The sequence below is a fragment of the Salmonella sp. SAL04214 genome (genome assembly GCF_046550615.1).
Taxonomy (GTDB): Bacteria; Pseudomonadota; Gammaproteobacteria; order Enterobacterales; family Enterobacteriaceae; genus Salmonella; species Salmonella enterica.
In genome coordinates, this window is sequence record NZ_JBGDXT010000002.1 from 359,789 (window position 1) to 385,476 (window position 25,688).

Sequence of the window (25,688 nt, forward strand, 5' to 3'; positions counted from 1 at the left end):
ATACCTGCCCCGGGTCTTCACATATCAGAACCGTTGTCCGGTTTCATCTGTAATCACCCCGGGTAACAGGCCGCTCGTGCACAGTACATGCAGGTTCTCCACCCCTGCATACTCCACCAGGCAGGCCCGGAGGTAATAATCCTTGCGTGATGCCGCCTTCAGTGAGGCATTCTTGTTTATGGCCGTACACAGGGATATCAAAGTCCGCTTTCGCAAGTCAGTCAGTTCACCTGAGCTTTCCGGCCCGGCTCTTCCCTTAAGCGCCTGACACAGCATGTCACGCAGCCGGAGGAGGCTGTCCCGGCCACTGATAACCTGCGCAGTTCCTCTCAGTAGCCGCATTTCCTGCAGCCGCGAAGGTACCAGAACAACCATGGGAACCGGACTGGCCGCGTGCAGCATTCTGATACCCTGCAGATGCCGCCCCCAGCCGGCCAGCGGCTCCGCACTCAGTGCCACCAGGGCCAGGTCATATGCCCCGGAAGGTGACATCTCCGGTCGCACCACGGCATACCCCATACCGGCAAGCAGATGTGACAGCCCCAGCAGTTCATATTCACAGTTCCCCGTCAGCAGTATGCGTTTCCGGCGGGACATGGCATTTTCCATTTATCCTGCCCCCGCTAACTTAACGCCGGGCTTATCAGCTCTGCCAGCATGGCTGCCAGTCCCACAAGAACCAGCAGATAAACCGTGACCAGTACACGTACAGATATTTTCATTACGATCCCTGCTCAGAAATAGTTCACTACCGGCATCAGGTTTCTCTGCGAGTGGTTGACATAACACAGTACCTGCATCAACAACCGACAGATAACAGCCACCGGCTTCATATAAGGCAGCAGAAAACTCAGACAGCGTCATTCTGGTCATGAATGTCGTGCCTTCCCCGAATACCAGCCTGACCCGGCCGTTATGTTCCTGCGCCTGCCGGATATCCCGGACACTCACAAAGAAAAACACGCCGTCGGCCCGCTCCAGCCCCATAAAAACGGCGGGGTCCGGAACGGGTGACCGGGGGCCTGCAGCCTTACCGGTATTCAATGCTCACCGCCAGGGAGGTATGCCAGCGGGACGGTACCGCCCCCTTAAAACGCAGCTCACCGCTGTCCGCCACCGTCTGTGCGCCGTATACCCCGTCAACCTGGCGCAGGGCGGCGTCACTGAACCGGCTCAGTCCGGACACGCTGCTGACCGTCATCTCCCGGAGCCAGACCGGGCCTTCACTGTCAAACAGGGTCTGCAGCACACCCGGCGTCTGCCCTGCCGGCATCACCTGCGTCTGTGGCGGCAAGCCGTTGCCCTGCAGGTCGCCATACAGCCCGGCATACTCCGCCCGGTCCCCCAGGACATGGCGCAGCACACCCGCCGCCTGCATCCGGAAGGTGAATGTCCCGGTACGGACATTTCCCTCCCCCGTCACAGGCAGTGTCACCGATGCCATACCCGGTGCCGTCCACGTCAGTGCAAAACCCTCGGTTTCCTTACCGTACGTCACCTGCGGCGCAAGCCCCTCCCGGCCGGCCGGGGTGGTCAGGATAGTTTTTCCCAGCAGGACCGTCATGGCCGGCAGGGGAACCGGTATTACCTGCTCCCCACTGCGCAGGACAGAGACAGCTTTCGTGTTTATCTGTGTGTTCCCTTCCCCGACCTTCCAGACCCAGGGATTACGGGTGCTGGTCACCGGCCCGCCCAGCTTCAGCTCTCCGCTGAAGTCTTCCCCCGGCGTGTTCCACGCCAGCACACAGGACGGCAGCAGACTGGCGGCCAGCAGTAAAATCGTCATTCGTTTCATTGTGTTCTTCCTCTCCCTGCCCGTTCTTTACTGGACCGTCACCGTCACACTCAGCCCGGCCTGCCACTGCGCCGGCGTGTTTTCTGTCGGCAGGCGCAGCTCAAAATCCGAGACGGCGGACGCATAGGCCGCCGCCAGCCGGGTCACCCGGCCGTCAGCCAGCACGCCCTGACTGATAACCTGACCGTTATCTGCCGTGCTCATTCCGTTACCGAAGCCCCGGTTCAGCATCAGCAGGGAAGGCAGACGGCTTTTGAGCCACTGCGGCAGGGTGCCGGCCTGCACACCGCTCACGCTCTGCCCGTTTACGAGCGACATGCCTGCCGGCAGAACCGCCCCGTCTTCCTGGTGTCCGGCGCTGACGGCCATTCCCTGGTCAAGGGTGAAAGAAAGCTGTCCCGCCACGTGACCGTTCTCCGGGTTACGTACCGGGACAGAGGCGCGGAAGTGTTGCGCCGTCGTGCTGCCGCCATCCGTCACGGAAAACGGCTGCCCGTTACTGCTGAAGGAGATAAAAGGGGTGAAGCCGGGACCACCGCGCTCTGCCACCTCATACAGATGGCCTTCCAGAAACGGCAGGGAGCCCTTGCCGCGTAAATCAAAAACCAGTTGTCCGTTCGCTGTACGGGCATCAGCGGTATCCACCGCCCATGTCTGGTCAGGGGAGCCCACCTGCCAGGTCCATTTCGGAGCCTCGTCAGTGACCAGACCGTGAAACTGTATTTCCCCGCCGTCAAGAATTCCGGCCCGGGGTGCTGCGGAATAAAACAGGGCCAGCGCGGCCAGGGCGGAAATAATAGATTTATAATGATGCGTTATTTTCATCGTTATTCACTCTGTTTTATCCGTTGGTCATAATTAATAAACAACGAGCATTCAGACAAGCTGAAAATAATAAACCCGGCACCGGCGTACGCGGACATTTCCTGGCTGACAGAGAAGCAGGAAATAACTATGCCGGAATACCGGGTTTATTACCGGTGAGCGGCCGTAAAGCAGAACACCGTTTTTAATAATCAGGCAAATTACTTTCTGTTATGCCTGACAACCTGATGTATTATTGATAGGTAACCGTAGCAGGCAAACCAATTTTCCATTTAAATGAAGCATCGGCACTAACGGGAGCATTCATGGTCATTTTAACTATACTATTTTTAGCAATTACAGAACCATAATAGGAAGAGAATTTCCAGTCAGATTCACTAAATGTCTCTGACCAAGTATTTCCCATTGAGCCACCTTCGGGGATAACAAAGTTCTTTGTAATATCAGGCCACCCCTCAAAAATGACACTGCGAACATCCGCAACACTACTAGGTGCTGTTGGAAGACCACCGAAGTACCCCTGCCCCTCATTTGCAGCCAGCAACCTCTGATAAGGACGGCTACCATCAAGCTTGGCTGCGGCCACGATTCCCTGAGCAGTTAAAGGGAAAACAGCCTTACCTATTACCTGTCCCGCTTCGTTCCGTACTGCTGCTGAAGCTGTTACAGAACTATTATTCCAGTCATCACCGATCCAGCCATACTTAATAGTTGGAACAATGCCAGCCCGACCTGTAAACTGCGCAGTAGAGCGAATGGCCAGGATAGGGAGGGTTTTTGGAACAGTAATCTCAAGTTTTGTGTCATTTTTCTGAACTTGACCGTTAAGGTTTGTGACAGCAGCACCGACTGCAGTTTCCCACGGAGTCGCTTTCGTCACTGGTGTCAGTGACCCGCCAATCTCAACCTGACCACCGCCGCCGTTTGCTGTCCACGCAGCCATAGCCGAGCCGGATACCACTGCAGATGCAGCCACTGCCAGTGCAATCAGTGTTTTTTTCATGAATTTATTCCTTTCAGTTTTATAAAACAATTAAAGAACTATTTTGTTATTAAATAGTAATTCCGTCTGTTACCCGGTCTTACCGCAAAGCCATCCCCTGCCACCTTATTCAGGTGGCATCACTGAGATATTTATCCCTGTAATACAGAATGGCTTTACGTTATTGCCGTAAATAACTGTGCGTCATTCACTCAGGTAATGCGTGGTGTCCTGCCGTTCTTTTTAACCGGCGCTTACTCCCTCCACTTCCACCGGCACCTGCACATTCCCCCGGTAGTTCGCCGGTACCTCCAGCTCCGCCGGCGCGTCACTTCTCAGCTCCACCTGCCGGATTGCCGCCGGCACCGTGATAACCACATCCTCTCCCCGCTGGCTGGCCGAGAGGGCCGCCCGCTGCCCGTCCACCATCAGGGTGGTCTTCAGCGTGAGCCGTGCGTCCCGGCCGTCTCCCAGGGGCCGTTTCACCGTGATATATGCCATGTTTCCGGATGCCGGACGACTTTCGGCATTGCGGATGACCAGCGTCTCCGGCAGCGGACCGTTGCTCTCCGTCCGGTACAGCACCGGGTCCGCCGGGGTGCGCGTCACCTTCACCACGCTGTTGCCCACCACCTGACCGTTCACCACGCCCAGGTACTGCGTCTTCTCGCTGTAATCCGCCGCCAGGACCGGCAGGGCGCTGAAGAGGGCCACCGCCATCAGTGCTTTTTTCATCATGGTTTCTCTTTATTCCGCAGGACCGGAAAGGGTTATTTTTTACCTGCTTTATCAGACGAATTAACCGCCGTATCAGATGTCTTCTGCCTGGGAGAAGTCGCCGTTTTTTTCTGGTTGATGGTCCAGGTCTGCAGCTCGCCGTAATCGTTCAGGGAATCCACCTTCACCACATTCCCCTTCACCTGCACCTCATCCCCCGGCATAAACATCAGCAGTTTCTGAGCCGTGTCGTTGTCCACCGCAACTTTTTTACCGTTCGCATCCAGCAGGCTGCCGATGGCGTAGATATACGGCGTGGTGTTGACCAGCATCGTCCGCCCGTCCGGACGGACCTGCAGGCTGATGCCTTCCTCGGCGCCTTTACGGTCCTTCAGCAGCGCCTCCGGGCGGTAGAACAGCTTCAGCTTCGTGCGCAGGGCAATGGCAATTCCGCTGCCCTTCAGCGCCGGCGGAATATCCTGCAGGTTCAGCCAGTACACTGACTCTTTATCCTTCGGCAGGTGGTCAGAGGCCATGATGATACGCAGCGTCTGCTGCCCCTGCGGTTTCACCTTAAAGAAGGAGGGCGTCACCACAAACGTCGGGCGGGTGTCTTTCTCCACAATATTGTCCACCCACGCCTGGCCGCCGAAAGTACGCTCCTTGTCATTGTTGGTCACCGTGATGGTCAGCGCGTCCTTGTCGCCGCGAAAAATATAGCGGGTCTGGTCCGCCGCCAGGGAAGCCAGCGCACTCTGGCTCGCCATCATCAGGGCCAGGGTCATTCCCAGCGCCTTCGTCACTCTGTTACGGAAAAAAGAACGCATTTTCTGGGTCTGTTTCATCGTCATCATTGTCCGGTTATGCTTATTCGCACGTAATTTCCTGTAGTTTCGCCGTCTCCTGCAGTTTCGCCGCAGGTATCCGGCACTGTCCCAGCGTGATATCGCCGGGGCGGTCCACCGCGTTAATCATCAGCACGCCGTTGTTCGCCACAAAGCCCAGCGGCGTGTTATTGCTGTCCCGTGCCCACGTGCCGCCCGGCACAAAGGCCCCGTCCGGCATCCTCACCTGCAGCAGGTAACGGTGCACCTTCAGCGCATCAAACGGCATCCACACCACCGCGTTGTCCGTCGGCACCACCTTCCGGCTGGTCGTGGACAGCTCCGTGTCCAGCGGCAGCGTGCCCGCATCTATGGTCACCGTATTCCAGTCATAGCTGTTCAGCGGCACTACCAGGTTTCCGTCACTGTCCGACGTTTCATTGCCGGACATCACCTTCACCCCCGGCGTGTCCTTCACGCTCACCACCGCCACCGTGTCCCCGGTGGTCCGGCTGAACATGATGTCCCGCGCCGCCGGCACCGCCAGTACCGAACCGCTGGCTGACACCGAACCACTGGTGCCCGAACCGGACGAGTGGTTCACCGTGCCGTTCAGGTTCGCCCGGTCGCCGCTGTAGGCGGCGTTCAGGTAACTGCTGATACCGCCGTCACTGTCACGGCCGCCGCCCAGACCGTAGCTGAACCGGTCGTTCAGGGCCCCGGAGATACCGGTACTGACGCCGGTGCCGCCATCTTTACCGGTGCTCACCGTGGTGCTGCTGCTGTACTTCCGCTCAAACAGGGTGAACGGCACAGACACCGACGCGGAGGCCGACCAGGTGTTCTCCCCGTTCATGTTCCGGGACCCGGACCAGCCCAGATTCAGGCTGACGCTTTTTATCTGTGTGCTCAGGGTACCGGTAATTCCTGTCTCCTTACCGTTGTCATCAGCGTACCGGTAACTGCCGGTCGTGGAGGCCGGGTAATAGCTCCGCTGCCATCCCGACGCCGACAGGCTGAACAGCCCTCCCACCGGCTGGCTGATGCCCGCATTCCACTCATCCCGGGTCCGGCGCCCCTGGTTCTGCTGCAGCCATGTTTCAGCCGGGTTAAAGGAGGACATGTCCTCATATTCCTCACTCTGATGTGACCAGCTCACCCGCAGTCCGGTGTTCGTCAGCGCCAGCTGTTTGCTCCAGGCCAGTTTCACCTTATTCCCGCTGCGGCTGCCGTCCCGGTACTTCGCCGTGGCATAAGCGCCGTCAGCGGAGAGCGCCCCCAGATACCCCAGCCCCAGAACCGCACCGGCACTGGCGCCCTGCCAGTCCTGGTTGAACACGCCCCCCGTGCGCAGCGTCAGCCCGTCCAGACCATATCCGTATGACGCGGCAAACACCCCGCCCTCCAGGTCGCTGTCGTCGTCCGGTATCCCGGCCGCCACGCTGAACTCGTGCTGCCCCGGACTCAGCTGCCCGGCCATTACCGACAGCGGGAAGACCTGCGTCTGCACCCGCCCGTCATCCCCGGTGACGGTCATCGTCACGTCCCCGCTGCTGTACAGCGGCACATCCGTGACGGAGAACGGCCCGGACGGCATCATCCCCGAGTACAGCATCCTGCCGTTCTGGGTCAGGGTCACCCTTGAGGGACCGTTCGCAATGCCGCTGAACACCGGGGTATACCCCAGGTTGCCCGGCTTCATGCTGTTGTTCCGCGACAGGGACACCCCGTACGTGCCGGTACTGCCCAGCAGGCTGTCACCGGTCGAGGTCTTCCCGACCGCCAGGTCCGCACTCAGGGAACGGATGGCCCGGGTGGCCGTGAACATGTTTATCGTGGCCTCGTTGCTCCCGCCATCCCCGGTGCTGGCCGTGGCTGACGAGCTCACCACCCAGCGACCGATGTTGGCCTTCAGGTCTGCTGAGCCGAACGCCGACGTGTTGTACCGCCCGCTGTTGGCGTTCGCGTTGTAGTTCATCCGGAACGCCTCCGTTCCGTAGTCCCACTCCACGTTCTCCGGCATTTTCACCAGTCCTTTCTGCGGAATGGCCAGCGACAGGCTCTGGGTGGCGACATCGAAGTCCACCTTCACCGCCGGCGCTTTCGCCAGCACCCAGCACTGCCGCGTGGCGTCATATCCCTTACGGAAGTACTCCGCGCTGACATAAATCCCGGCCTTTGCCAGCCACGCTTCTGACAGACACAGCGCTTCGCTGTCCTGTGGTGTTACGTCCAGGATCCGCTTCCCGATATCCTTCCCGTTCAGGGACAGGTCCACCAGGTAGCGCCCCGGCGCATAATCTCCGTTCAGCGCCGCCCAGACCTCAGAGTTAATCCCCGCCCCGCCCTGAATAAAGGACATGTCCAGTTTCTCTCCGGCACTTGCGGTACCGCTGCCCAGGGCAACCGCTATCGCAAATGCCAGCACGGCATGGTGAAAAGACATCTGGCAGGCTGGCTGTCTTACGTTATTCCCGTTCATCAGCATTCCTTACTGGTAGGTGACCACAAAGGTCAGGGCGCCGTTGTACTCACCCGCCTTCACGTCCGCCGGAAACACCGGCTGCGCACGAAACCGGAACTGCCCCTTCGCGGCAAAATCCACCGGGTACTTCACCTCATGATTTGCCTGCGTGATGCGCCCCCGGAAGTCCGCCTGCGTATCCGCGGCCCGCACATCGATACGGATACCGTCGCCGGCGCCACGGGTGACCACACCCTGTCCGTCCAGCTGGCCCGGGTTGCCGAAATTCAGGGTGGCGATCTGCCCGGCCAGAAAGGCCGAACAGCCCTGAACGGTGGCGCCGGTCTCATACAGACGCACGGTGAAATCACGCGGCGGCACGGGTGCAGCGGACGACTTACGGTATGTCCCGAACGTCAGACGGCTGCTGCCGGTACCGTCAGCATCCACCACCACATGACAGGCAGAGGCCACCACATCAGCACTGAACAGGGTTTTCTGAACGGAAGCGTGAGAAAGCCCGCCCCCTGCCAGCAGCAGAAGGAAAAGTATCTTTATTTTTTTCATCGCAAATCCGGAGCAGACGGTTCAGTCTGCTTTATCATTCATGATGGCTGTAATAACCCGCCAGTTTATGCACATTCCTGCTGATAAAATTCAGCCGGTTAACACTGGTGCTGAGATATCCGCCACTCATACCGTGGCGTTCGCACACAACCTTTCTGGAATACCCGGAAACGAAATAATCTTTCAGGGCCAGAATAATCTTTTCACTGTGTATCGGGGATATATCAACAAGTAGCCAGAACTGCTCTTCGGACACTGCCCCCGGTTCGAGTTCCCCGGCCCTCACTATCCTGACGCCGGAAAATGATTTTTTATTCAGTTTCAACGGAACTTCCTTCCTTAACTTTTCCTTAACCTTCCCGGCAAGGAAAACATGTAAAGGGAAGATAACTAATCTTTTCGCTTATTATATTTAAGAGATTAATGCTGAAAAGGCCATTTTTAACGATCTTTTAATCCATAGCAAAGCCAATATGTAACACTAAAAACCAAAAAAACAAACAAATAATAGATTAATACACCATAAAATAGCATTAAGCCAATACAAAAGATCGCCAAATAACCAGTCCACCATGCATTCCACTCCATTAAAAAATAAAGAATTAATTAACCAGAATCAAAAACAGAAAATAATAACGAAAAAGACAGAACTTTATGTAATAAAACTGAACATCACGATATAAAATACATTTAAATCAAATGGATATACAACAACCCCGCAGCATTTAAAAAAGACGTTGATTTATAGTTAAGCCGGAATCGACCGCAAACACAGAGGCTTCCCAGCCCCGAACAAGTACCGCAGGATATTATTCACTACGCAAGTATCTTCCTGTTTTTCAACAAAACGTAAAACAGTAACCGGGAATTAAAGGGGCCGGTGAACAGGGTATATAAAATACAGAATCATTAATGCCGGATAAAAACAACGTTCAGAAAACAGGCTGGGAGAGCATTAAATTATGTTCAGATATTAAAAAAAGGGAAATAAATAAAAAAAACGGACATGGTTGCCGTAATAAAATAACCTCCGTTCCATTCTTAAACATGGAACAGGTGGAAGAAGGGAAGGTGTTTACACACAGAGAAAACGTTCAGTCAGCAGATAAACAACCCGCAATGCCTGACTGCTGGAGCTTAAAGAGTCTCTCCGGGTTAATACATAATTAAACAACAGACAGTGTAATTTTCGACAGGAAAGGAATGATCAGGGGAGATATAACACGGCTCCGATAACGGTCAGGTGCAGGACACAAAGTTGCGCAAACCAGCGGCCACCGGGCAGCAAACCTGACAGCATCATCACGCCCCCGGACGGGATATTGAGCAGCAGGACAGACATCGTCAGTCTGGCGGCAGCCATCATCTTCGGACATCCGATCGTCAAAAAGAACAGAACACACAGTCTGGCCCGAGAATGTCTGCTGGTAAATACGCCCAACGCCTTTCAGGTTGCCAACATAGAATATGTCCTGTGAACCCAGATAACCGGGATGCGCCGTTTCGATTTCTCCACACGCCTCGTCGTCACTGGCTCTACGCTCCAGCGCTTTCAGGCGCTTTTTGAAGTTCTCAAGGTTATGGCGAAACCAAACAGAACGGGCACCGCTTCCAGAGATAAAGACTCTCTGTTTACGTAACTCATTACTGGTTCTGTGCTGACCTCTCTACTGCATAATAACAAGCGATAACTCTTATAAGTAACGTAGGACCAGGGTGTGTTTCGTAACTATTTTTTGTACAACTTGACGCTGCATATCGACGAAAACCCACTTAATTTGATGGAAAATGTTCAAAACTGAATTCGTTTTTTATTTCAGGGGCAATTTTCATCCGTAACTTGAAGTGTCTGTGAGGTTAATGGATACGTTCTGGAGTTTAAACACTCTCCACCAAATCCCCCAACGTCACCATCAACATCATCGGATCCATCGGCGATGGTTCAAACCCCACCCGCTGGTAAAATTCCCGCGCTTCATCCGACAGGGCGTGAACCAGCATCCCGCGAATGCCGATAGTCTCCGCCACCTGAATAACCCGCAGCCCTGCGTCGCGTACCAGCGCCCGACCAACGCCCTGCCCATGAAGCGATTTATCCACCGCCAGACGCCCCAATACCACAATCGGAATCGGGTCAGGCATATTGCGACGAAAGCGACCGGGGGCGGTATTCGTCGTGACCGCGCTGGACGCCAGCGAGTAATAGGCCAGTACGTTCGAATCGCTGCCACAACACACAAAGGTACGGGACGCACCAGTGGTCTGATTTTTCATCGCCCGCTGTTTCAGCCAGTTATCCATAGAATCCACACCGCAGCAAAACGGAGTAAGAATATGTCCGGCATGAAGCGGCTCAGGGGAGGAGATCATTTTTCCTGCTCCCACGGTGCAGGGGTCTGCATGGTTTTACGCAGTGCGGCATTAGGTGAAGGTGTTTGATCCAAACGAGCGAGAAATTCCTGATAAGCCTGTGGATCGGCCATAATGATGCGTTGTTCGATCAGCGCTTCCTCTGCGGCAGCGCGGGCAGCTTCCAGCACAAAGTCTGTGCGGTTTTTCCCTCTGGCTTTCGCCGCTCGATCAATAAGATCGCGCTCGGCGGGTTTGATACGCAGGTTCAGGGTTTCGCGTTTCATCGCCATACTGTTTGCGGCTGACATAGTGTTGTCCTCTTGTACTTCTGCGGATATTAAGTATACAACACGCGTAACGCAGATGTCATTACGATAAATTTAGAAGGAATAGAACCGGAGTATCGAACCGAAAGGTTTTCTACTCATTTAGAGATTCAGGACCGGGCTGTGCGCTGGCATTCGCTGTGAGTGATTCCTCCTCGGGGCCGACGCAGCAAAAGATTCAATACTGCCGCGCCAAAACACGCAACATTATACAATCCAGAAAGCATAAACCTAACGGATACGCACAGTAAGAACCTCAATAACGTGTTATACCGTTTTTCATAAAGCCAACCATTCGATTGAATGCTTCCCCTCCCCTAAAACTTCCGGATATCGCTACGCCATCTACCCGCCGCCGTATATATTTACCGCGTTGTATGCCTTTCCTGGCCGAGAGCGTTAATATTTACCTCCAGGATAAACCTTATCACAAATTAACATCAGATCTTAGACCTCATGCTAACTACCCCCATGAAATTAAAGAGCTATTCTCTAAAAGATTAAAGGCAATTATTACTTAATTCAAATTTTAAAGAGATAATTTGATAATAACATGAGCCAATTCTTGTAAATTTCCATCTTTTTTTTATACGCGACATAGTTTTTTAACGATACTATAATATGTAGAAATGCAATATAAAATAGCATTTTCCATAGAAAATGAAAAGATCGCCACCTGATACCTTAAGTTCGCAAATAATTATATAGCTATATATTAGTTTTCTTTTGAAATATTTTTCAGAATAATTTTTGATTTACACGCACATTTAATAAAAGGAAATTATCATGCTAAAAGTATTTAATCCCTCACCTGTCCAGGTGGGGAGCATTGAATGTTTACAATCAGCGCAAAAATGGCAGAGGAAATCCTTATCACTTCAGGGATTAAATTTACTGCAGTCCGTACTCATCAAGCTCACCACGGGTAAAATTTCAATTACGACATCGTCCGGGGAGTATATTACGGCATCAGGGCCAATGTTAATATTTTTAGCTAAAGATCAAACCATTCATATCACAATGGAAGAGACTCATGAACAGTTAAATTATAATTTAATTGAATTAGATTCAGCGTCAATAAAAAATGCTTATAATTTTTTTCTGTATGAACATGCAGACTTTTCGGCCCCATTAACAAAACCGATGACAAAACATCTGTTAGCGCCAATAGAAACAGGCGTAGCAAGAGTATTCAACCTCTTACACTCTTCAAATAAAAGCCAGAAATTATCCCAAGATAAAAAGGAATATTTAATAAGATTTCTCCTTTCAGAGTTCATCTATGAACCCGAAGCATTTGCTCTCTTCAGAGAACTATCGCAAAATACATTAGCCGAAAACATCTATAATATTATTATAAGCGACATAAGTCGAAAATGGGCGCTCAAGGATATTTCTGACTCACTCTATATGAGTTGCTCCACATTAAAAAGGAAATTGAAACAAGAGCACACCTCATTCAGCGAAGTTTACCTTAATGCGCGAATGAATAAAGCGACAAAACTTCTACGCAATAGTGAATATAATATTACCCGAGTGGCTTATATGTGTGGTTATGATAGTGCTTCTTATTTTACATGCGTTTTTAAAAAACATTTCAAAACTACACCATCGGAATTTTTAGCGTTTTTATCTTCCTCTCGTCATCAATATGTTAATTGAGATATCTGACAATGCAGTATAAGAACAAAGCAAAACATATTAATATAAGAGATGGGATTCTGTTGCTCGCTAAAAAATTCGATCTAACACTGAGCGAGAAAAAAGTTATTTATTACGTGGCAGCAGGATTATCTGTTAAAAGTTGCTCAAATTTATTAGATCGAAATATAAAAACGATTTCAACACAAAAGAGATCAGCCTATAAAAAAATGGATATTACTACTGACGTTGAATTAATGCATTTGATGCTGAATGAGTTTTACATATCAGTCGATATTACGTAATTTTTTCTAAAATGTTGCAGAGTGGTAGGCAAGGCAATTCTGGCTATCATCTTCAGAGATCGGTGTGATATCAAAATTGTATAATTTAACTGTTCCCGTATAGCAATGACTGGAATTTGATAGTGCTTTGATTAAAGAAGATTTACCTGAACCTGATGTACCGATAATACCCATAAAATCTCCGGGAACAGCAGTGAATGAAAGCTGTTCAATCAGTGTTCGTTCCGCAAACGCTATGGGGTAATTCTTCGCTGTCTATCGGCTGGCTGACGAGCGACTCTACTCCGCCAGTGTTGATAACGATACCGGTAACTGGCATGTTTCTGTTCCGCAATCCGCTATTCTGTCGGGGGCGAATCAGTACACCATAACGGCCACCGATCCCGCCGGTAATAGCGCCACAGCCAGTGGAACATTTACAGGCACATCGCCGACGGAAAACCCGGTTAACAAGAGCTCCGGCGTAGATAAAATGATTTCGCTTAGCGAGGTGACATGGCATTCGGTAAGTGTTGATGAAGAAAATCATGCCTGATAACTAAACATCACCATGCGAGGTCTCTTCGGAGGCCTGCTGAAAAAACAGAATAATATTCATTGTCTGTTAATTATTACAGAGAGAGTTAATTTATAAAAAAAAGCGGCAGACTACGCTGCCGCAAATATGAGGAGGACAATTACCGTTACGCTACACCACAAAGTAATCCGTTACTGAGGTAAGTAAAACATAAATATCCCCAACAATGAATCAACGAATCAAACAATCTTCAAATCATGGTATTAATAACCTTGTTCTGTTTTAGCATACTGTGACAGTAAAAATAGATTTTAGTCATTCTGTATATCACACGAAAATTTATAAAACAGATTTGGTTCACTCACAATATACAAATTATTTTCATTATCCATGGCAATCCCTTCTGGTTGGGGTATATCGTCTCTGAGCCCTGACCACTCCGCCGTCAGGAACAATCGATCGCGCACCCGCCACTCGGAACTGACCTCAAGAATCATTTTTGACTCGTCCGACAACACCAGCAGCGAATCCGTTGGGGCATGGTATTCAAGTCCGGAGACATCGCTCACACTTGCAGTGATGGCAGAAGGCAACGCTCTGGTGATACCATTTTTGCTCATCTCTACTTCTTTGATCATTATGGGTTTTCTTTCTTTTGCGGCATATAATCTCTCATTTTTCGCATCCCATGCCGTACCTTCCAGCCCTTTATTTTTTGCTTTGTCATAGCCCTCAAGCTTCACCATGGAGATTATCTGCATGGTGCCGCGCTGAATATCCACCTGTGTTTTATAGACCGCGCCATCTTTCTCACTGCCTATCTGGAACTGGTTGCCCCCACTCCATGCAATAGACTCCGGGTCGTGGATGCCCTGGAGCGGCATCCGCCCTACCAACTGCCCTTCTGTCGTTAACCAGACCAGTTCAGGGGGATTATTAATAACGGCGAAAAGCATCCTGTCTTCGGCGGAGTAGGTCAAACCTGAAAGGTTACTCTTAACTCCTGCGACTGGTTTTTGCTGAATAACCGCTTTATAGCTACTCAGTGCCAGCGCCGAGGGTTTATCACCATATTTGAGGATCAGTTGATAAACATAGCGTATATCGTCCCTGACCATAAATAAAATCACGCCCAAGAGTACAACCACAATAACGCGTTTTAGTAATCTCATAAAAAACCCATAGCAGATCGCGTCACGACTGATGTCGTAACGCATTTCTTAAAAATAAAGCCGATGTCCGATAGAATCGTTATTCGGTTATGGCGAGCGCCATTAGCATAGGCAAAATGAAATAGTGAGGGTTATCACAAAAAGCCCGATTTTAATCACTAACGTACCCTTTTTGTAAATTGACATAATCAAGAGGAGGGTAGTTTCGGCTAATTATTTAAATAGTACGTCTGCAAATTCGCCCCTGTATGCAGGGCAAATGACAAAAAGTGATAATTAATGAGATGTAACACCGCAATCTGATCTGCTATTGCTGCTCCCACTTCTATTCAACCGGGCAGCAAAAAAATGAAACTCAACCTTATTACCGTCAGCCTGGCTACGCTCGTTGCCGCTGGCGCATTCCCGGCCCATGCCGACCCTCAGGCACATGTCGTGTGCGGCTATCACCACACGCTGGGCGATGACGCGATTATGATGTTTGGTAAAGCGAATCAGGCGATGTGGCATGACTTTTTTGGCAACACCCACACCGACGCGGTCTCTACCTACCAGACGTTGCGCGCGCAACCCGATACCACCTGTGATAATAAAGCCGACAGCTCCGCTTACTGGGCGCCGTCCATGAAATTACCTGATGGTGAAATCGTAAATCCGGCCTACCAAAAGACCTATTATCAATCCACAAATGTAGCGCAATATCCGCTCCATCCATTCCCGGCCGGGCTGGAGTTACTGGCAGGCGATCATCACGGTACTGGCCCCAGTTCCGCAATCACCTTTTTATGTGCCAACGGCAAAGGTTACACCAACAAGATAGGCGAAATATGCGGCCTACGTAAAGCGGGCGATGCCGTCCAGTTTAATATCGGGATCGCTTTCCCCAACTGTTGGGATGGCGTCAACCTGAAACCAACCCATAGCCACAATAACGCTATCTATGCCGACCACGGGAAATGTTCCGCAGACTATCCGGTCAAAATCCCGACGGTTAATATGAACATCGCCTGGGTACTCCCGCAGATCTCCTCGCTGGATACGTCCAAAGTGGAATTGTCGATGGACCCGGTAATGCATGGCGAAACCCGGGAAGAGCGCTGGGGAAGTCTTTATACCGCCCATGCCGATTTTATGAATGGCTGGACGGAAGATGGCGCGCAGTTTATGACGGATCTGTGTATGAATCAGGGACTGGATTGCGGCACTACGGTTCCTTACGCCTACAGTAAAGCGGAAGAAAATACCTGGGTAAGTAGCGAAGACGACAAGCCTCATGCCAGCGTCGATACCTTGTACGTACAGGATGACTGGACAAATGGCGGACGCACGCAGCACCCGGAAACGCTCACGCTGGTGAAATTTAAGATCCCGCCCCTGCCTGCCAATATGGACGCTTCGCTATTCAAATACCGTATTCGCCTTTTTGGCGGCAAAACGGAAACGAACGGCGCCGATCAAATTTTCTTTTACCCGACCAGCAGTGACTGGCACGTCAGTACCGTGTCCTGGAACAATAAACCGGCGATCAACTACCGTTCCGATGCCGTGTTATATCTGGACCATTCACATGAGTATCGCATGGTTGATGTCGATAAAGCGGTGCGCAAAGCGCTGGCGGAAGGGAAAACGGAAATATCCTGGTATATCGGCGGCGACCGTCAGGGAAATCACTACGACTTCACGCCAGCGGACTCAAAACAGAGCCTGGTGCTGATGCTGACCGGTTTCAAAAAGACGCCGGAGCTGTAATAGTAAACTGTGCCCGCTGACGCAACAGCGGGCACGATGGCGGCACAAGTATTACGGCACGCCATCAAAACCCGACCAATACCTCAAAAAAACAACCGTTTATTCTCAGGCTGTAGTCCCTGTTGCTGCTGAACATCCTGCAGATAACAGGTCGCTACGACGGCAAGCCGGGCATAGAAGGCGCTAACGGTATTGCGTTGCAGCAATTCCAGATAGCGGAATCCCCAGGGCAGCAGATGCGCCTCCAGTAACCGGTTGGCCGCCACGTTGTCGCCTCGTGCCAGCAGATCGCTACAGGCTAATAGCATCAGGCCAAACTGATCTTCCGGCTCGCGTTCACGGTCAGTGAATACCATTCCCTGCGACTGTAAAAAAGCTCGATAATCGGCGGTGGTTTCCCCCATCAGCAAATTATCTTTTTCCAGATAGACCGATCCCCAGGGCGGGACGGGCATCTTTCCCTGGCCTTCAAACAACACAGAAAATTGCCATGTAAGCGCATCATCATCCGGTAGCGACCATGACGCACACAGTGATTCAATAGGTCCGCGATCGCGCCAGGGGTAAAGCTCAGGCAACGTTGGCAAACAACCGAACAACGCTTTCACCTCCGGCCTCGCAGGGGAGTAGTAAAACAGTGCGCCGAGGATACGCGGCAAAACAGCACGGGAAAGCATAGCAATAGCTCCTGAAATATCTCGCCTGATGACGCTACGCTGATCAGGCTTACATGGCATAAGCCGGGCAAAAACTACATTGGCAGCGTCCACAGATTGTAAAACGCAATCCTACCCGCCAACTCCGCCGCGATAACCACCACAGCCGTCATGGCCAGCACCGCAGCGCTCGATTTCAGGCGCGCGCAGACCACCACCCCGACCACGCCCGCCGCCAGCAATACCGCCTGGGCGGTAAACCAGCTATGCTGCGCGGCGGTCAGGGCGCTATCGGCGCTCATCAGCGTCGCCATATAGCCCGGGCGCAGACAAAAGCTCACCAAAATCGCCAACACGCTGACCAGTAGCCCCAGACGGCGCACGCCAAACAATGCCGCCAACGCGCCGCCGCCAATCAACGGCGTCAATATCATCATTGCCGTGGTGTAAGATGAACGCCAGGTCGCCACCGTCGGCAGTTGGTAAATCTGCGGAACGGCGTATAAGAAGACAACTCCGACTATCGCCGCCAACCAGACCAACGCGTTACACAGCGGCGTCGCCCGGTTCAGCAACAAACCGAGCGCCCCCAGCCCGCCGAGCGCCGCAAAAGCCGCCGACAGGACAATCTCGTTACTCATCGGCGAATGTCCGACGCGCAGCAGCATATTCAGCGCACGCAGCGGTTGCCCGACGTGGAAGGTGCCGACAATGACGCCCAGCCCAAACAGGCACATCACCGAGAACAGACCAATAGCCTTACGCCGCGGCGCGACCAGCCCCATTGCGCCGCCAATCAGCAGCAGAATAAACGCGCCGACCGCGCTCTGGGTAAAGACCGTAAAAAAGACCAGCGGTAACTCATGCATGGCGCACCTCCCGAATGTTCATGATTGCGCCTTCCGTATCACCTGTGGGTCTCGCTTTCGGATGCGGTTTAATAATGAGGTTAGGATGGGTGAACGACGCCGAAGGCAGCGGCGCAATTTGATTCTCCGTGCCATATTTTGCCCGTAATTCATCGACAGGGCCAAAATCCAGCGCTCGCTGCGGGCAAGAATCCACACAAATAGGGCGCAGATTGTTCTCCAGTCGGTCAAGACAACCGTCGCATTTACGCATCACGTTCGCCTGCGTATCAAACTGCGGCGCGCCGTAGGGGCAACGCATTTCACAATAGCGACAGCCGACGCATACGCTGTCATCCACCACGACCAGACCATCTTCTTTGCGTTTATGCATCGCCCCGGTCGGACAGCCGGAGACACATACCGGCTCATCGCAATGGTTACAAGCAATAGAGAGGTAGTAGGTAAAGGTGTCGTGATGCCAGCTTTCCCCCTCTTTCACCCAGCTTCCGCCGCCATATTCATAGACGCGGCGCAGTTTCGGACCGACATCCAGATCTTTATTATCCTTGCAGCTTACCTGGCAGGTTTTACAGCCTGAACAGCGCGAGGAGTCAACATAAAAGCCATACTGTTTCATCGTACATCACTCCTTAAGCGCGTTTAATTTCAACCAGATTGGTATGCTGCGGATTGCCTTTCGCCAGCGGCGAAGGATGGTGGCTGGTCAGCGTATTGATACAGCCGCCGACATCAACGCCGTTGCCGTCAAGCCGCGTCCACGCGCCCTGTGGCATCGCCGCCACGCCGGGTAAAATGCGCTGGGTCACTTTACAGGGAAGCTCCACCACGCCGCGGTCATTGAATACATGCACCCGATCGCCGGACTTCAATTGGCGGGCGCTGGCGTCAATCGGGTTAATCCAGACTTCATCCGGCACTGCCTCATGCAGCATCAGCACATTGCTGTAGGTCGAGTGGGTATGCCCTTTGGTATGGAAGCCGCTTAACTGTAACGGATACTTCGCCGTCAGCGCTTTGTTAAGATGCGACTCTTTCGCCGGACAAAATTCCGGCAATGCGGGAATTCGCTCGCCTTCTGGCAAAGTCCACGTTTGCGCCAGATCCGCCAGCGCCTGGGAGTAAATTTCAATTTTGCCCGACGGCGTGGAGAGTGGATTAGCCTCGGCGTCGGCGCGGAAATCGGCAAACGCAAGGCTCTGCTGCTCGGTAGCGATACGCTGGTCAATCACGCCCATCTCTTTCGCCACGCTCCACTCCGGCAGGTATGGACGTTTTTCACGGATCTGCTGATAGTGCATCTCCGCCCACTGCGCCTGAGTTCGGCCCTCGGTATATTGCTCGCGCAGTCCAAGATGCCCGGCGATATCCGCGCAGATGTCATACGTGCTGCGCACTTCCCACATCGGTTTAACGGTTTTCTGAATCGCAATCATATAGTTATGCGATCCCGCCGCATAGGAGCTGTCCACCAGGTCTTCCGCCTCAAGATAGCTGGTCTCCGGCAACAGCAGATCCGCATACATCGCGCTGGGCGTCATATGGTTTTCAATCACGATAATGGTTTCACACAGCGATTCATCCGCGAGAATTTGTCGGGTGCGGTTCGTTTCGCCGTGCTGATTCAGCAAGGTATTACCGGCCTGGTTGAAAAACAGCTTAATCCCGGTTTTTAGCCTGTCCGCGCCTTTCACGCCCATTGTCGTCGCGGTCATTTTCTCCGGATGCTGAATGGCGTCCGTCCACAGATAGCAAGGAATAGAGGTTGTGATCGGATTCTTACCGACAGGCAACAATGGCACGCCATACGGCGTACCGTAAGGCCAGTTGCCATTGTTGGTGCCGGGCCGCCCGAAGTGGCCGGTTAACGCTGGCAGCGTCTGAATAGCACGCACGGTTTGTTCGCCGTTGGCATGACGCTGCGGACCCCAGCCCTGGCAAATATAGCAGGCGCGCGCCGAGGCGATTTCGCGCGCCAGTTGGCGAATACGCGTTGCCGGAATACCGGTGATATCCGCCGCCCATTCCGGGTTTTTCGCGATACCGTCATCGCCCGTGCCAAGAACATAATCTTTATAGCTGGCGTTAGGCGCAGCCGTGTCCGGCAAGGTGCTACGGTCATAGCCGACGCAATAGCGGTTTACCAGCGCCTCGTCGAGAAGCTGTTCGGTAATCAGCGTATGCGCTATGCCGGCGACTAGCGCGGCGTCCGTGGTTGGGCGAATCGGTAGCCATTCGGCGTGTTCGGTAATCACCGAATCGGTATAGCGCGGATCGATAATAATGACCCGGGCTTTCGAGGTCTCCAGCGCCCGGCGCAGCTCTTCAACCTGGCCGCCGCCGGACATCCGCGTTTCTGAGAGATTCAGGCCAAATAGCACAACCAGATCGGAATGCGCGATCTGCGTAAAATGGCTACCGACATAATCACCGTGGGTATAAGGCGTGGCGGTGGCGATTTGCGCCGTGGAATAGGTGTTGTGATAATTTAAATAACCGCCGGTGAGATTTAGTAATCTTATCCAGGCGGGTCTACCCTGCGTGTGATAATACGCGCCGGATTGATAATTATAATAAATAGCTTCCCGGCCATATTTTTCGCTAACGCGCGTTAATTCCGCCGCAATAAAGGCCGTGGCCTCATCCCATGAAATACGTTTAAATTTTCCTTCGCCGCGTTTTCCCACTCTTTTCATCGGATACTTAATGCGATCCGGGCTATAGACCCGCCAGCGACTGGAACGCCCGCGCAGGCAGGGACGAATCTGATGCTCGCCGAATACCGCATCATCTTTCGCGTCTTCCGGCTCAATACGCACAATGCGATCATTTTTCACGATAACCTTAAGCGGGCATCGACTGCCACAGTTGACCAGACAGGCGCTGTGCCTGACGGTTTCGCCGTTGGCATCCTTCGGTATCGGGGTATCCTGCGCCTGGGCAGTGGTAGCAAAAGGCAGCGTAATCGCCTGGCTTAGCGTCACCGCCGCCCCTACTTTTGCAGTAGCGACAATAGCATCACGTCGGGTTATGGTTGTGTTCAGCCATTTTTTTATTTCCATTTTTTATTTCTCACATTGCTTCCATAATTATTAATAATATGTAATGAAAACTAATCATAATAGATTAAATATTTGTGCTGATTGATTGTGATCAAACGCATTCTGAACGTCAGTAAAAATAAAATGTGATACCGCATACGTTATTATAAAAATTAATGAAAAATTATTTTATGTAATTCTGATGAAAATAAATTACCCATCACGGTATCCGGCGATATTAATTAACGACATGAGCAGGTAGCGCGCCCTGCAAGACCAGACGGGCTTTTCAACACTGGAGCAACATCGCCTATACCTTTGAATTAGACGCCTCATCAGGGATAATAACCTTACGATTCGTCCGCTCAGGTCCACTATGAAACACTCCCTGCCATGCCGGGCGTTACGCAAACGCCCCATGAAACTCGGCACTACCGTCATTCTGATGGTCAGCGCCGTTTTGTTTTCGGTGCTCGTTGTGGTCCATCTGATCTATTTTTCGCAAATCAGCAGCATGACGCGCGACGCGCTGGCAGATAAAGCGCTGGCGGTGGCTCGCTCGCTGGCGGACTCTCCGGCAATTCGCGAGGGGCTGAAAAAACCGCCTGCGGAAAGCGGCATTCAGACGCTCGCCGAAGCGGTGAGCCAGCATAATGGCTTTTTGTTTATTGTGGTGACCAACATGCAGGGCATCCGTTATTCGCACCCAGAAACGCAGCGAATCGGTCAACCGTTCAAAGGCGATGACATTCTGCTCGCGCTGCAGGGAAAGGAAAACGTTGCCATTAATCGCGGCTTTCTTGCCAAAGCGCTGCGCGTTTTCACACCGGTTTATGATGAACGCCACCGGCAGATCGGCGTGGTAGCGATTGGCCTGGAACTCAGTCACGTTACGCAGCAGATCAACAATAGCCGCGGCAGTATTATCTGGTCCATTCTGTTCGGCGCTCTGGTGGGGTTATTAGGCACGTATGCGCTGGTCAAGGTGCTAAAACGTATCCTGTTTGGCCTCGAACCCTATGAGATCTCAACCCTGTTTGAACAACGCCAGGCAATGCTGCAGTCAATCAAAGAGGGCGTTATCGCCGTGGATGATAGCGGCGAAGTCACGTTAATTAACCATGCGGCGCAGGCGCTGCTCGATTATCGAAAAACGCAGGATGACGCCAGATTATCCACCCTGAGTCATGCCTGGTCGCAGGTGGTGGACATTAGCGAAGTGTTGCGTGACGGTACGCCGCGCCGCGATGAAGAGATCATCGTCAAAGGCCGCCTGCTGCTGGTGAATACCGTTCCGGTGCGCAGCAACGGCGAAATTATCGGCGCGATATCCACCTTCAGGGATAAAACAGAAGTTCGCCAACTGATGCAGAGGTTGGACGGGATGGTGAACTACGCGGATGCGCTCCGTGAACGATCCCACGAATTCATGAACAAATTACATGTGATTCTGGGATTATTGCACCTGAAGAGTTATAAGCAGCTTGAAGCGTATATTATCAAGACGGCCAATAACTATCAGGAAGAGATCGGTTTGCTGCTGGGTAAAATAAAGTCGCCGATTATCGCTGGCTTTTTGCTCAGTAAGATTACTCGCGCCTCTGATTTCGGGCACAGCCTGGTGATAAGCAGCGACAGCCAGTTACCGGATAATAACAATGAAGATCAGGTTACGGTGCTGATTACGGCGCTGGGTAATTTGATTGAAAACGCGCTGGAAGCATTGAGCCAGGAATCCGGCGGCGAAATCAGCGTCTCGTTACACTACCGTCATGGCTGGCTGCATTGCGAAGTGAGCGATGACGGTCCGGGTATCGAACCTGAGCGCATCGAGGCGATTTTTGAAAAAGGCGTCTCGTCGAAAGGCGCCGAACGCGGCGTCGGTTTAGCGCTGGTTAAACAGCAGGTTGAAGCGCTTGGCGGCGTAATTTCCGTGGAGTCCGAGCCTGGGATCTTCACACAATTTTTTGTACAGTTACCCTGGGATGGAGAAAGGACCAGCCTATGATCAATGTATTAATTGTCGATGACGATGCGATGGTCGCGGAGTTAAATCGCCGCTATGTCGCGCAAATCTCCGGTTTTCATTGTTGTGGAACCGCTTCGACGCTGGAAAAAGCGAAAGAGTTTATCTTCAACAGTGAAAATCACATTGACCTAATCCTGCTGGATATCTATATGCAGCAGGAAAACGGATTGGATCTGCTGCCTGTCCTGCACAGCGCAGGCTGCAAAAGCGACGTTATTGTCATTTCTTCTGCCGCTGACGCCGCCACCATTAAAGATTCGCTTCACTACGGCGTGGTGGATTATCTGATCAAGCCTTTTCAGGCCACGCGCTTTGAAGAAGCGTTGACCGGCTGGCTACGTAAGAAAACGGCGATGGAAAAACGCCAGTATTACGAACAGTCTGAGCTTGACCTGCTCATTCACGGTAATTCATCCAGCGAGCAGGAGCCTCGTCGGCTGCCAAAAGGGCTGACGCAGCAAACGCTACGCACCTTATGCCAGTGGATTGATGCGCATCAGGAGCAGGAATTTTCTACCGACGAGTTGGCCAACGAAGTGAATATCTCGCGCGTCTCCTGCCGTAAATATCTTATCTGGCTGGTGAATTGCCATATCTTGTTTACCAGTATTCATTACGGCGTGACCGGCAGGCCGGTTTACCGCTACCGCGTTCAGCCGGAACATTACTCTTTACTGAAACAATATTGTCAGTAAGGATACAGCATAAAGCCGACGCGAAGCGTTATATCCTGGTAACATTTATTATAACAATGCCAATAAAAACGCTATCACATTAATAACAAACCTGGGAAATTGTGTCAGATCAAATATACTCAACCCAGGCCTGTTAACGTTATTTTCTATTATTACAGCGCTCTGCGCTGTTTTTAATTTCAAAACGCTAACAAAAGTTAATTAAGTATTATCCCATGCCGAGAGTGTGTATTTTTATTAAAAAAGGGATTTGTCCGGAATTTTCCTGACACTTAAATAAAATTATGTTTGTAGCAATGGAGCTTGTGCTACGCCTATGGACAATACGTATATTGGTGAGCAGATACGCGTCTCCACACGCCATACTAATAATTTAAAAAAATGGCGTGACAATGATCACATAAGTCACATTCTGTTCGCTTTATCTCGTGATTTACCTGATGGCGAGACACAAAAATTAAATAATAAACGCCTGTTTTTAAAACAGACAAATCATAATTTACTGATCTCGCTGACTCCACCTGCCCATCGCCAGAGGGTGCTTCCCTCTGAACATCACCATCGCAAGAAAATAATTACTTAAAGCAACTCTGTAAAAAGCTTAATCGTTAATCGTCGCCACTGGCGCATTGAATATTCGCCATTTCCTGATGCTCATTCACACAAATCAGAAGATGGCTGTGATCCATTTATCAAAATTGACTGGGTTTATCGCGAGGATAAATAAAAATGTTATTTAGTATACAGCTTCTCATAATATTAATATGTCTGTTTTATGGTGCCCGAAAGGGCGGCATCGCGCTCGGGTTGTTGGGCGGTATTGGTCTGGTCATTCTGGTGTTTGTTTTCCATCTCCAGCCAGGTAAACCGCCCGTTGACGTAATGCTGGTCATTATCGCGGTAGTCGCCGCGTCGGCAACGTTGCAGGCGTCAGGCGGGCTGGATGTGATGCTGCAGATTGCCGAAAAGCTGCTGCGTCGCAACCCCAAATACGTCTCTATTGTGGCGCCGTTCGTCACCTGTACCCTGACGATTCTGTGTGGGACAGGCCACGTGGTCTACACCATTTTGCCGATTATCTATGACGTGGCGATCAAGAATAATATCCGTCCGGAACGTCCAATGGCGGCCAGTTCTATCGGCGCGCAAATGGGCATCATCGCCAGTCCGGTTTCCGTCGCCGTTGTTTCTCTGGTAGCGATGCTGGGCAACGTGACATTTGACGGAAAACATCTGGAGTTCCTCGATCTGCTGTCGATCACCATCCCGTCTACCCTGCTCGGTATCCTGGCAATCGGTATTTTTAGTTGGTTCCGCGGTAAAGATCTGGATAAAGACGAAGCGTTTCAGAAATTTATCTCCGTACCGGAAAACCGTCAGTACGTGTACGGCGATACCGCGACGCTGCTGGATAAAAAACTGCCGAAAAGCAACTGGCTGGCGATGTGGATCTTCCTGGCGGCGATTGCCGTGGTCGCTCTCCTGGGCGCGGACTCCGACTTACGTCCAACCTTCGGCGGCAAACCGTTGTCGATGGTGCTGGTCATTCAGATGTTCATGCTGCTGACCGGGGCGCTCATTATCATCCTGACCAAAACCAATCCTGCGTCTATCTCAAAAAACGAAGTTTTTCGTTCCGGTATGATTGCGATTGTCGCGGTATACGGGATCGCCTGGATGGCGGAAACCATGTTCGGCGCGCATATGTCGGAAATTCAGGGCGTGCTGGGCGAAATGGTCAAAGAGTATCCGTGGGCCTATGCCATCGTTCTGCTGCTGGTCTCCAAGTTTGTTAACTCCCAGGCAGCGGCGCTGGCGGCGATTGTTCCCGTCGCGCTGGCTATCGGTGTCGATCCGGCGTATATCGTGGCCTCTGCGCCGGCATGTTATGGCTACTATATCCTGCCGACCTACCCAAGCGATCTGGCGGCGATTCAGTTTGACCGTTCCGGCACAACCCGTATTGGTCGCTTCGTCATTAACCACAGCTTCATTCTGCCGGGTTTGATTGGCGTGAGCGTCTCCTGCGTCTTTGGCTGGATCTTTGCCGCAATGTACGGATTCCTGTAATGGCCGCGCGCGCCGCCCGGTTATGCGCGGCGCGCGACTTAGAGCCTGGCCTATGAGGCTCTTAATACATTTTCTTACTATTAGGCTGGAAG

26 protein-coding genes and 4 pseudogenes are annotated in these 25,688 nt (G+C 51.9%); 12 read left to right on the forward strand and 18 right to left on the reverse strand.

Annotated features, from left to right (window positions below; all coding sequences use genetic code 11):
- Positions 1-24 precede the first annotated feature (24 nt).
- From ACLJQD_RS04945 to ACLJQD_RS04985, 9 genes are all read right to left on the reverse strand, one after another.
- On the reverse strand, positions 25-609 hold the full coding sequence (locus ACLJQD_RS04945; RefSeq protein ID WP_017441221.1) for a hypothetical protein: 585 nt from the start codon (positions 607-609) through the stop codon (positions 25-27).
- Positions 610-1,030: 421 nt separating this feature from the next.
- Positions 1,031-1,795 (reverse strand): K88 minor fimbrial subunit faeI, encoded by a 765-nt coding sequence (locus tag ACLJQD_RS04950; RefSeq protein ID WP_017441222.1) that lies wholly within the window; start codon positions 1,793-1,795, stop codon positions 1,031-1,033.
- A 27-nt stretch (positions 1,796-1,822) separates the two neighbouring features.
- Positions 1,823-2,620 (reverse strand): F4 (K88) fimbria minor subunit FaeH, encoded by a 798-nt coding sequence (faeH, locus tag ACLJQD_RS04955; protein WP_017441223.1) that lies wholly within the window; start codon positions 2,618-2,620, stop codon positions 1,823-1,825.
- Between the two features lie 232 nt (positions 2,621-2,852).
- A complete protein-coding gene (locus tag ACLJQD_RS04960) occupies positions 2,853-3,623 on the reverse strand; it encodes a hypothetical protein (protein ID WP_017441224.1) in 771 nt (256 codons plus the stop codon).
- 222 nt (positions 3,624-3,845) lie between these two features.
- Entirely contained in the window at positions 3,846-4,337 is a 492-nt protein-coding gene (locus tag ACLJQD_RS04965; RefSeq protein ID WP_017441225.1) for a DUF5462 family protein, read from the reverse strand.
- Between the two features lie 35 nt (positions 4,338-4,372).
- On the reverse strand, positions 4,373-5,164 hold the full coding sequence (locus tag ACLJQD_RS04970) for a fimbria/pilus periplasmic chaperone (RefSeq protein ID WP_024137307.1): 792 nt from the start codon (positions 5,162-5,164) through the stop codon (positions 4,373-4,375).
- A gap of 22 nt (positions 5,165-5,186) precedes the next feature.
- Positions 5,187-7,625 (reverse strand): F4 (K88) fimbrial usher FaeD, encoded by a 2,439-nt coding sequence (gene faeD, locus ACLJQD_RS04975; RefSeq protein ID WP_017441226.1) that lies wholly within the window; start codon positions 7,623-7,625, stop codon positions 5,187-5,189.
- A 9-nt stretch (positions 7,626-7,634) separates the two neighbouring features.
- Positions 7,635-8,174: a fimbrial protein gene (locus tag ACLJQD_RS04980; protein ID WP_000721295.1), complete on the reverse strand. Its 540-nt coding sequence runs from the start codon at positions 8,172-8,174 to the stop codon at positions 7,635-7,637.
- 34 nt (positions 8,175-8,208) lie between these two features.
- A complete protein-coding gene (locus ACLJQD_RS04985) occupies positions 8,209-8,499 on the reverse strand; it encodes a PapB/FocB family fimbrial expression transcriptional regulator (protein ID WP_000773469.1) in 291 nt (96 codons plus the stop codon).
- A 587-nt stretch (positions 8,500-9,086) separates the two neighbouring features.
- Here ACLJQD_RS04985 and ACLJQD_RS04990 point away from each other — a divergent pair.
- Positions 9,087-9,344 (forward strand): hypothetical protein, encoded by a 258-nt coding sequence (locus ACLJQD_RS04990; RefSeq protein WP_001112996.1) that lies wholly within the window; start codon positions 9,087-9,089, stop codon positions 9,342-9,344.
- Between the two features lie 245 nt (positions 9,345-9,589).
- On the opposite strand, the pseudogene ACLJQD_RS04995 reads toward ACLJQD_RS04990, so the two are convergent.
- The 3 genes and pseudogenes from ACLJQD_RS04995 to ACLJQD_RS05005 form a co-directional block, all read right to left on the reverse strand.
- A pseudogene (locus ACLJQD_RS04995) lies at positions 9,590-9,838 on the reverse strand (IS481 family transposase); the annotation flags it as partial.
- Between the two features lie 214 nt (positions 9,839-10,052).
- Complete coding sequence (locus ACLJQD_RS05000) at positions 10,053-10,544, reverse strand: GNAT family N-acetyltransferase (RefSeq protein WP_000625911.1); 492 nt, start codon at positions 10,542-10,544, stop codon at positions 10,053-10,055.
- Positions 10,541-10,834 (reverse strand): DUF1778 domain-containing protein, encoded by a 294-nt coding sequence (locus ACLJQD_RS05005; protein WP_001271379.1) that lies wholly within the window; start codon positions 10,832-10,834, stop codon positions 10,541-10,543. The genes ACLJQD_RS05000 and ACLJQD_RS05005 overlap by 4 nt, the downstream gene beginning before the upstream one ends.
- A 317-nt stretch (positions 10,835-11,151) precedes the next feature.
- Here ACLJQD_RS05005 and ACLJQD_RS05010 point away from each other — a divergent pair, with 317 nt between their 5' ends.
- From ACLJQD_RS05010 to rtsB, 3 genes are all read left to right on the forward strand, one after another.
- Positions 11,152-11,373, forward strand: a complete 222-nt coding sequence (locus ACLJQD_RS05010) for a hypothetical protein (RefSeq protein WP_001595143.1) — start codon at positions 11,152-11,154, stop codon at positions 11,371-11,373.
- Positions 11,374-11,638: 265 nt separating this feature from the next.
- Positions 11,639-12,514 (forward strand): AraC family transcriptional regulator, encoded by an 876-nt coding sequence (locus tag ACLJQD_RS05015; RefSeq protein ID WP_017441228.1) that lies wholly within the window; start codon positions 11,639-11,641, stop codon positions 12,512-12,514.
- Complete coding sequence (rtsB, locus tag ACLJQD_RS05020; RefSeq protein WP_072103482.1) at positions 12,511-12,798, forward strand: transcriptional regulator RtsB; 288 nt, start codon at positions 12,511-12,513, stop codon at positions 12,796-12,798. The genes ACLJQD_RS05015 and rtsB overlap by 4 nt, the downstream gene beginning before the upstream one ends.
- Positions 12,799-12,804: 6 nt before the next feature.
- Here rtsB and ACLJQD_RS05025 read toward each other — a convergent pair whose 3' ends face one another.
- Positions 12,805-12,972 (reverse strand): ATP-binding cassette domain-containing protein, encoded by a 168-nt coding sequence (locus ACLJQD_RS05025; protein ID WP_071527476.1) that lies wholly within the window; start codon positions 12,970-12,972, stop codon positions 12,805-12,807.
- 19 nt (positions 12,973-12,991) lie between these two features.
- Between ACLJQD_RS05025 and ACLJQD_RS05030 the strand changes: the two are divergent.
- The 3 pseudogenes from ACLJQD_RS05030 to ACLJQD_RS05040 all read left to right on the forward strand — a co-directional run.
- A pseudogene (locus ACLJQD_RS05030) lies at positions 12,992-13,091 on the forward strand (hypothetical protein); the annotation flags it as partial.
- Positions 13,061-13,159, forward strand: a pseudogene (locus ACLJQD_RS05035) (hypothetical protein); the annotation flags it as partial. The pseudogenes ACLJQD_RS05030 and ACLJQD_RS05035, both read left to right, overlap by 31 nt.
- Positions 13,160-13,195: 36 nt before the next feature.
- Positions 13,196-13,333, forward strand: a pseudogene (locus tag ACLJQD_RS05040) (hypothetical protein); the annotation flags it as partial.
- 293 nt (positions 13,334-13,626) lie between these two features.
- Here the strand turns inward: ACLJQD_RS05040 and ACLJQD_RS05045 are convergent.
- Positions 13,627-14,532, reverse strand: a complete 906-nt coding sequence (locus ACLJQD_RS05045; protein WP_001268200.1) for an SdiA-regulated domain-containing protein — start codon at positions 14,530-14,532, stop codon at positions 13,627-13,629.
- A 303-nt stretch (positions 14,533-14,835) separates the two neighbouring features.
- On the opposite strand from ACLJQD_RS05045, the gene ACLJQD_RS05050 reads away from it, so the two are divergent.
- Entirely contained in the window at positions 14,836-16,236 is a 1,401-nt protein-coding gene (locus tag ACLJQD_RS05050; RefSeq protein ID WP_017441230.1) for a DUF1996 domain-containing protein, read from the forward strand.
- Between the two features lie 83 nt (positions 16,237-16,319).
- Here ACLJQD_RS05050 and ACLJQD_RS05055 read toward each other — a convergent pair whose 3' ends face one another.
- The 4 genes from ACLJQD_RS05055 to ACLJQD_RS05070 all read right to left on the reverse strand — a co-directional run bounded on the left by ACLJQD_RS05055 (position 16,320) and on the right by ACLJQD_RS05070 (position 20,823).
- Complete coding sequence (locus ACLJQD_RS05055) at positions 16,320-16,913, reverse strand: molecular chaperone (RefSeq protein WP_017441231.1); 594 nt, start codon at positions 16,911-16,913, stop codon at positions 16,320-16,322.
- 74 nt (positions 16,914-16,987) lie between these two features.
- Positions 16,988-17,761, reverse strand: coding sequence for a dimethyl sulfoxide reductase anchor subunit family protein (locus ACLJQD_RS05060; RefSeq protein ID WP_017441232.1), 774 nt, complete (start codon positions 17,759-17,761; stop codon positions 16,988-16,990).
- Entirely contained in the window at positions 17,754-18,380 is a 627-nt protein-coding gene (locus ACLJQD_RS05065; RefSeq protein WP_000816143.1) for a DMSO/selenate family reductase complex B subunit, read from the reverse strand. The genes ACLJQD_RS05060 and ACLJQD_RS05065 overlap by 8 nt, the downstream gene beginning before the upstream one ends.
- Before the next feature lie 13 nt (positions 18,381-18,393).
- Positions 18,394-20,823, reverse strand: coding sequence for a DMSO/selenate family reductase complex A subunit (locus ACLJQD_RS05070; RefSeq protein ID WP_017441233.1), 2,430 nt, complete (start codon positions 20,821-20,823; stop codon positions 18,394-18,396).
- Positions 20,824-21,178: 355 nt separating this feature from the next.
- Here ACLJQD_RS05070 and ACLJQD_RS05075 point away from each other — a divergent pair, with 355 nt between their 5' ends.
- The 4 genes from ACLJQD_RS05075 (at position 21,179) to dcuB (ending at position 25,596) form a co-directional block, all read left to right on the forward strand.
- Positions 21,179-22,810 carry a sensor histidine kinase gene (locus tag ACLJQD_RS05075; protein ID WP_000682902.1) on the forward strand — a complete coding sequence of 544 codons (1,632 nt, stop codon included), beginning with the start codon at positions 21,179-21,181 and terminating at the stop codon, positions 22,808-22,810.
- Entirely contained in the window at positions 22,807-23,526 is a 720-nt protein-coding gene (dcuR, locus tag ACLJQD_RS05080) for a two-component system response regulator DcuR (RefSeq protein ID WP_000611307.1), read from the forward strand. The genes ACLJQD_RS05075 and dcuR overlap by 4 nt, the downstream gene beginning before the upstream one ends.
- A gap of 316 nt (positions 23,527-23,842) precedes the next feature.
- A complete protein-coding gene (locus ACLJQD_RS05085; protein ID WP_024137308.1) occupies positions 23,843-24,109 on the forward strand; it encodes a hypothetical protein in 267 nt (88 codons plus the stop codon).
- 146 nt (positions 24,110-24,255) lie between these two features.
- The gene (dcuB, locus tag ACLJQD_RS05090) at positions 24,256-25,596 is read left to right on the forward strand and encodes an anaerobic C4-dicarboxylate transporter DcuB (RefSeq protein WP_000899149.1); all 1,341 of its coding nucleotides are present in this window, start codon (positions 24,256-24,258) and stop codon (positions 25,594-25,596) included.
- Positions 25,597-25,688 lie beyond the last annotated feature (92 nt).

What these genes read in the sequence shown, in the direction of transcription:
- ACLJQD_RS05045 (WP_001268200.1), bottom strand. Translation starts at nt 14,532, where the DNA reads ATGCGTTACGACATCAGTCGTGACGCGATCTGCTATGGGTTTTTTATG.
- ACLJQD_RS04970 (WP_024137307.1), bottom strand. Translation starts at nt 5,164, where the DNA reads ATGAAACAGACCCAGAAAATGCGTTCTTTTTTCCGTAACAGAGTGACG.
- ACLJQD_RS05015 (WP_017441228.1), top strand. Translation starts at nt 11,639, where the DNA reads ATGCTAAAAGTATTTAATCCCTCACCTGTCCAGGTGGGGAGCATTGAA.
- ACLJQD_RS05075 (WP_000682902.1), top strand. Translation starts at nt 21,179, where the DNA reads ATGAAACACTCCCTGCCATGCCGGGCGTTACGCAAACGCCCCATGAAA.
- ACLJQD_RS05050 (WP_017441230.1), top strand. Translation starts at nt 14,836, where the DNA reads ATGAAACTCAACCTTATTACCGTCAGCCTGGCTACGCTCGTTGCCGCT.
- ACLJQD_RS05065 (WP_000816143.1), bottom strand. Translation starts at nt 18,380, where the DNA reads ATGAAACAGTATGGCTTTTATGTTGACTCCTCGCGCTGTTCAGGCTGT.
- ACLJQD_RS04945 (WP_017441221.1), bottom strand. Translation starts at nt 609, where the DNA reads ATGGAAAATGCCATGTCCCGCCGGAAACGCATACTGCTGACGGGGAAC.
- ACLJQD_RS05025 (WP_071527476.1), bottom strand. Translation starts at nt 12,972, where the DNA reads ATGGGTATTATCGGTACATCAGGTTCAGGTAAATCTTCTTTAATCAAA.
- ACLJQD_RS04965 (WP_017441225.1), bottom strand. Translation starts at nt 4,337, where the DNA reads ATGAAAAAAGCACTGATGGCGGTGGCCCTCTTCAGCGCCCTGCCGGTC.
- ACLJQD_RS04980 (WP_000721295.1), bottom strand. Translation starts at nt 8,174, where the DNA reads ATGAAAAAAATAAAGATACTTTTCCTTCTGCTGCTGGCAGGGGGCGGG.
- ACLJQD_RS04990 (WP_001112996.1), top strand. Translation starts at nt 9,087, where the DNA reads ATGCCGGATAAAAACAACGTTCAGAAAACAGGCTGGGAGAGCATTAAA.
- ACLJQD_RS05005 (WP_001271379.1), bottom strand. Translation starts at nt 10,834, where the DNA reads ATGTCAGCCGCAAACAGTATGGCGATGAAACGCGAAACCCTGAACCTG.
- ACLJQD_RS04950 (WP_017441222.1), bottom strand. Translation starts at nt 1,795, where the DNA reads ATGAAACGAATGACGATTTTACTGCTGGCCGCCAGTCTGCTGCCGTCC.
- ACLJQD_RS04960 (WP_017441224.1), bottom strand. Translation starts at nt 3,623, where the DNA reads ATGAAAAAAACACTGATTGCACTGGCAGTGGCTGCATCTGCAGTGGTA.
- dcuB (WP_000899149.1), top strand. Translation starts at nt 24,256, where the DNA reads ATGTTATTTAGTATACAGCTTCTCATAATATTAATATGTCTGTTTTAT.
- ACLJQD_RS05070 (WP_017441233.1), bottom strand. Translation starts at nt 20,823, where the DNA reads ATGGAAATAAAAAAATGGCTGAACACAACCATAACCCGACGTGATGCT.
- dcuR (WP_000611307.1), top strand. Translation starts at nt 22,807, where the DNA reads ATGATCAATGTATTAATTGTCGATGACGATGCGATGGTCGCGGAGTTA.
- ACLJQD_RS05060 (WP_017441232.1), bottom strand. Translation starts at nt 17,761, where the DNA reads ATGCATGAGTTACCGCTGGTCTTTTTTACGGTCTTTACCCAGAGCGCG.
- ACLJQD_RS05055 (WP_017441231.1), bottom strand. Translation starts at nt 16,913, where the DNA reads ATGCTTTCCCGTGCTGTTTTGCCGCGTATCCTCGGCGCACTGTTTTAC.
- faeH (WP_017441223.1), bottom strand. Translation starts at nt 2,620, where the DNA reads ATGAAAATAACGCATCATTATAAATCTATTATTTCCGCCCTGGCCGCG.
- ACLJQD_RS05085 (WP_024137308.1), top strand. Translation starts at nt 23,843, where the DNA reads ATGGACAATACGTATATTGGTGAGCAGATACGCGTCTCCACACGCCAT.
- faeD (WP_017441226.1), bottom strand. Translation starts at nt 7,625, where the DNA reads ATGAACGGGAATAACGTAAGACAGCCAGCCTGCCAGATGTCTTTTCAC.
- ACLJQD_RS05000 (WP_000625911.1), bottom strand. Translation starts at nt 10,544, where the DNA reads ATGATCTCCTCCCCTGAGCCGCTTCATGCCGGACATATTCTTACTCCG.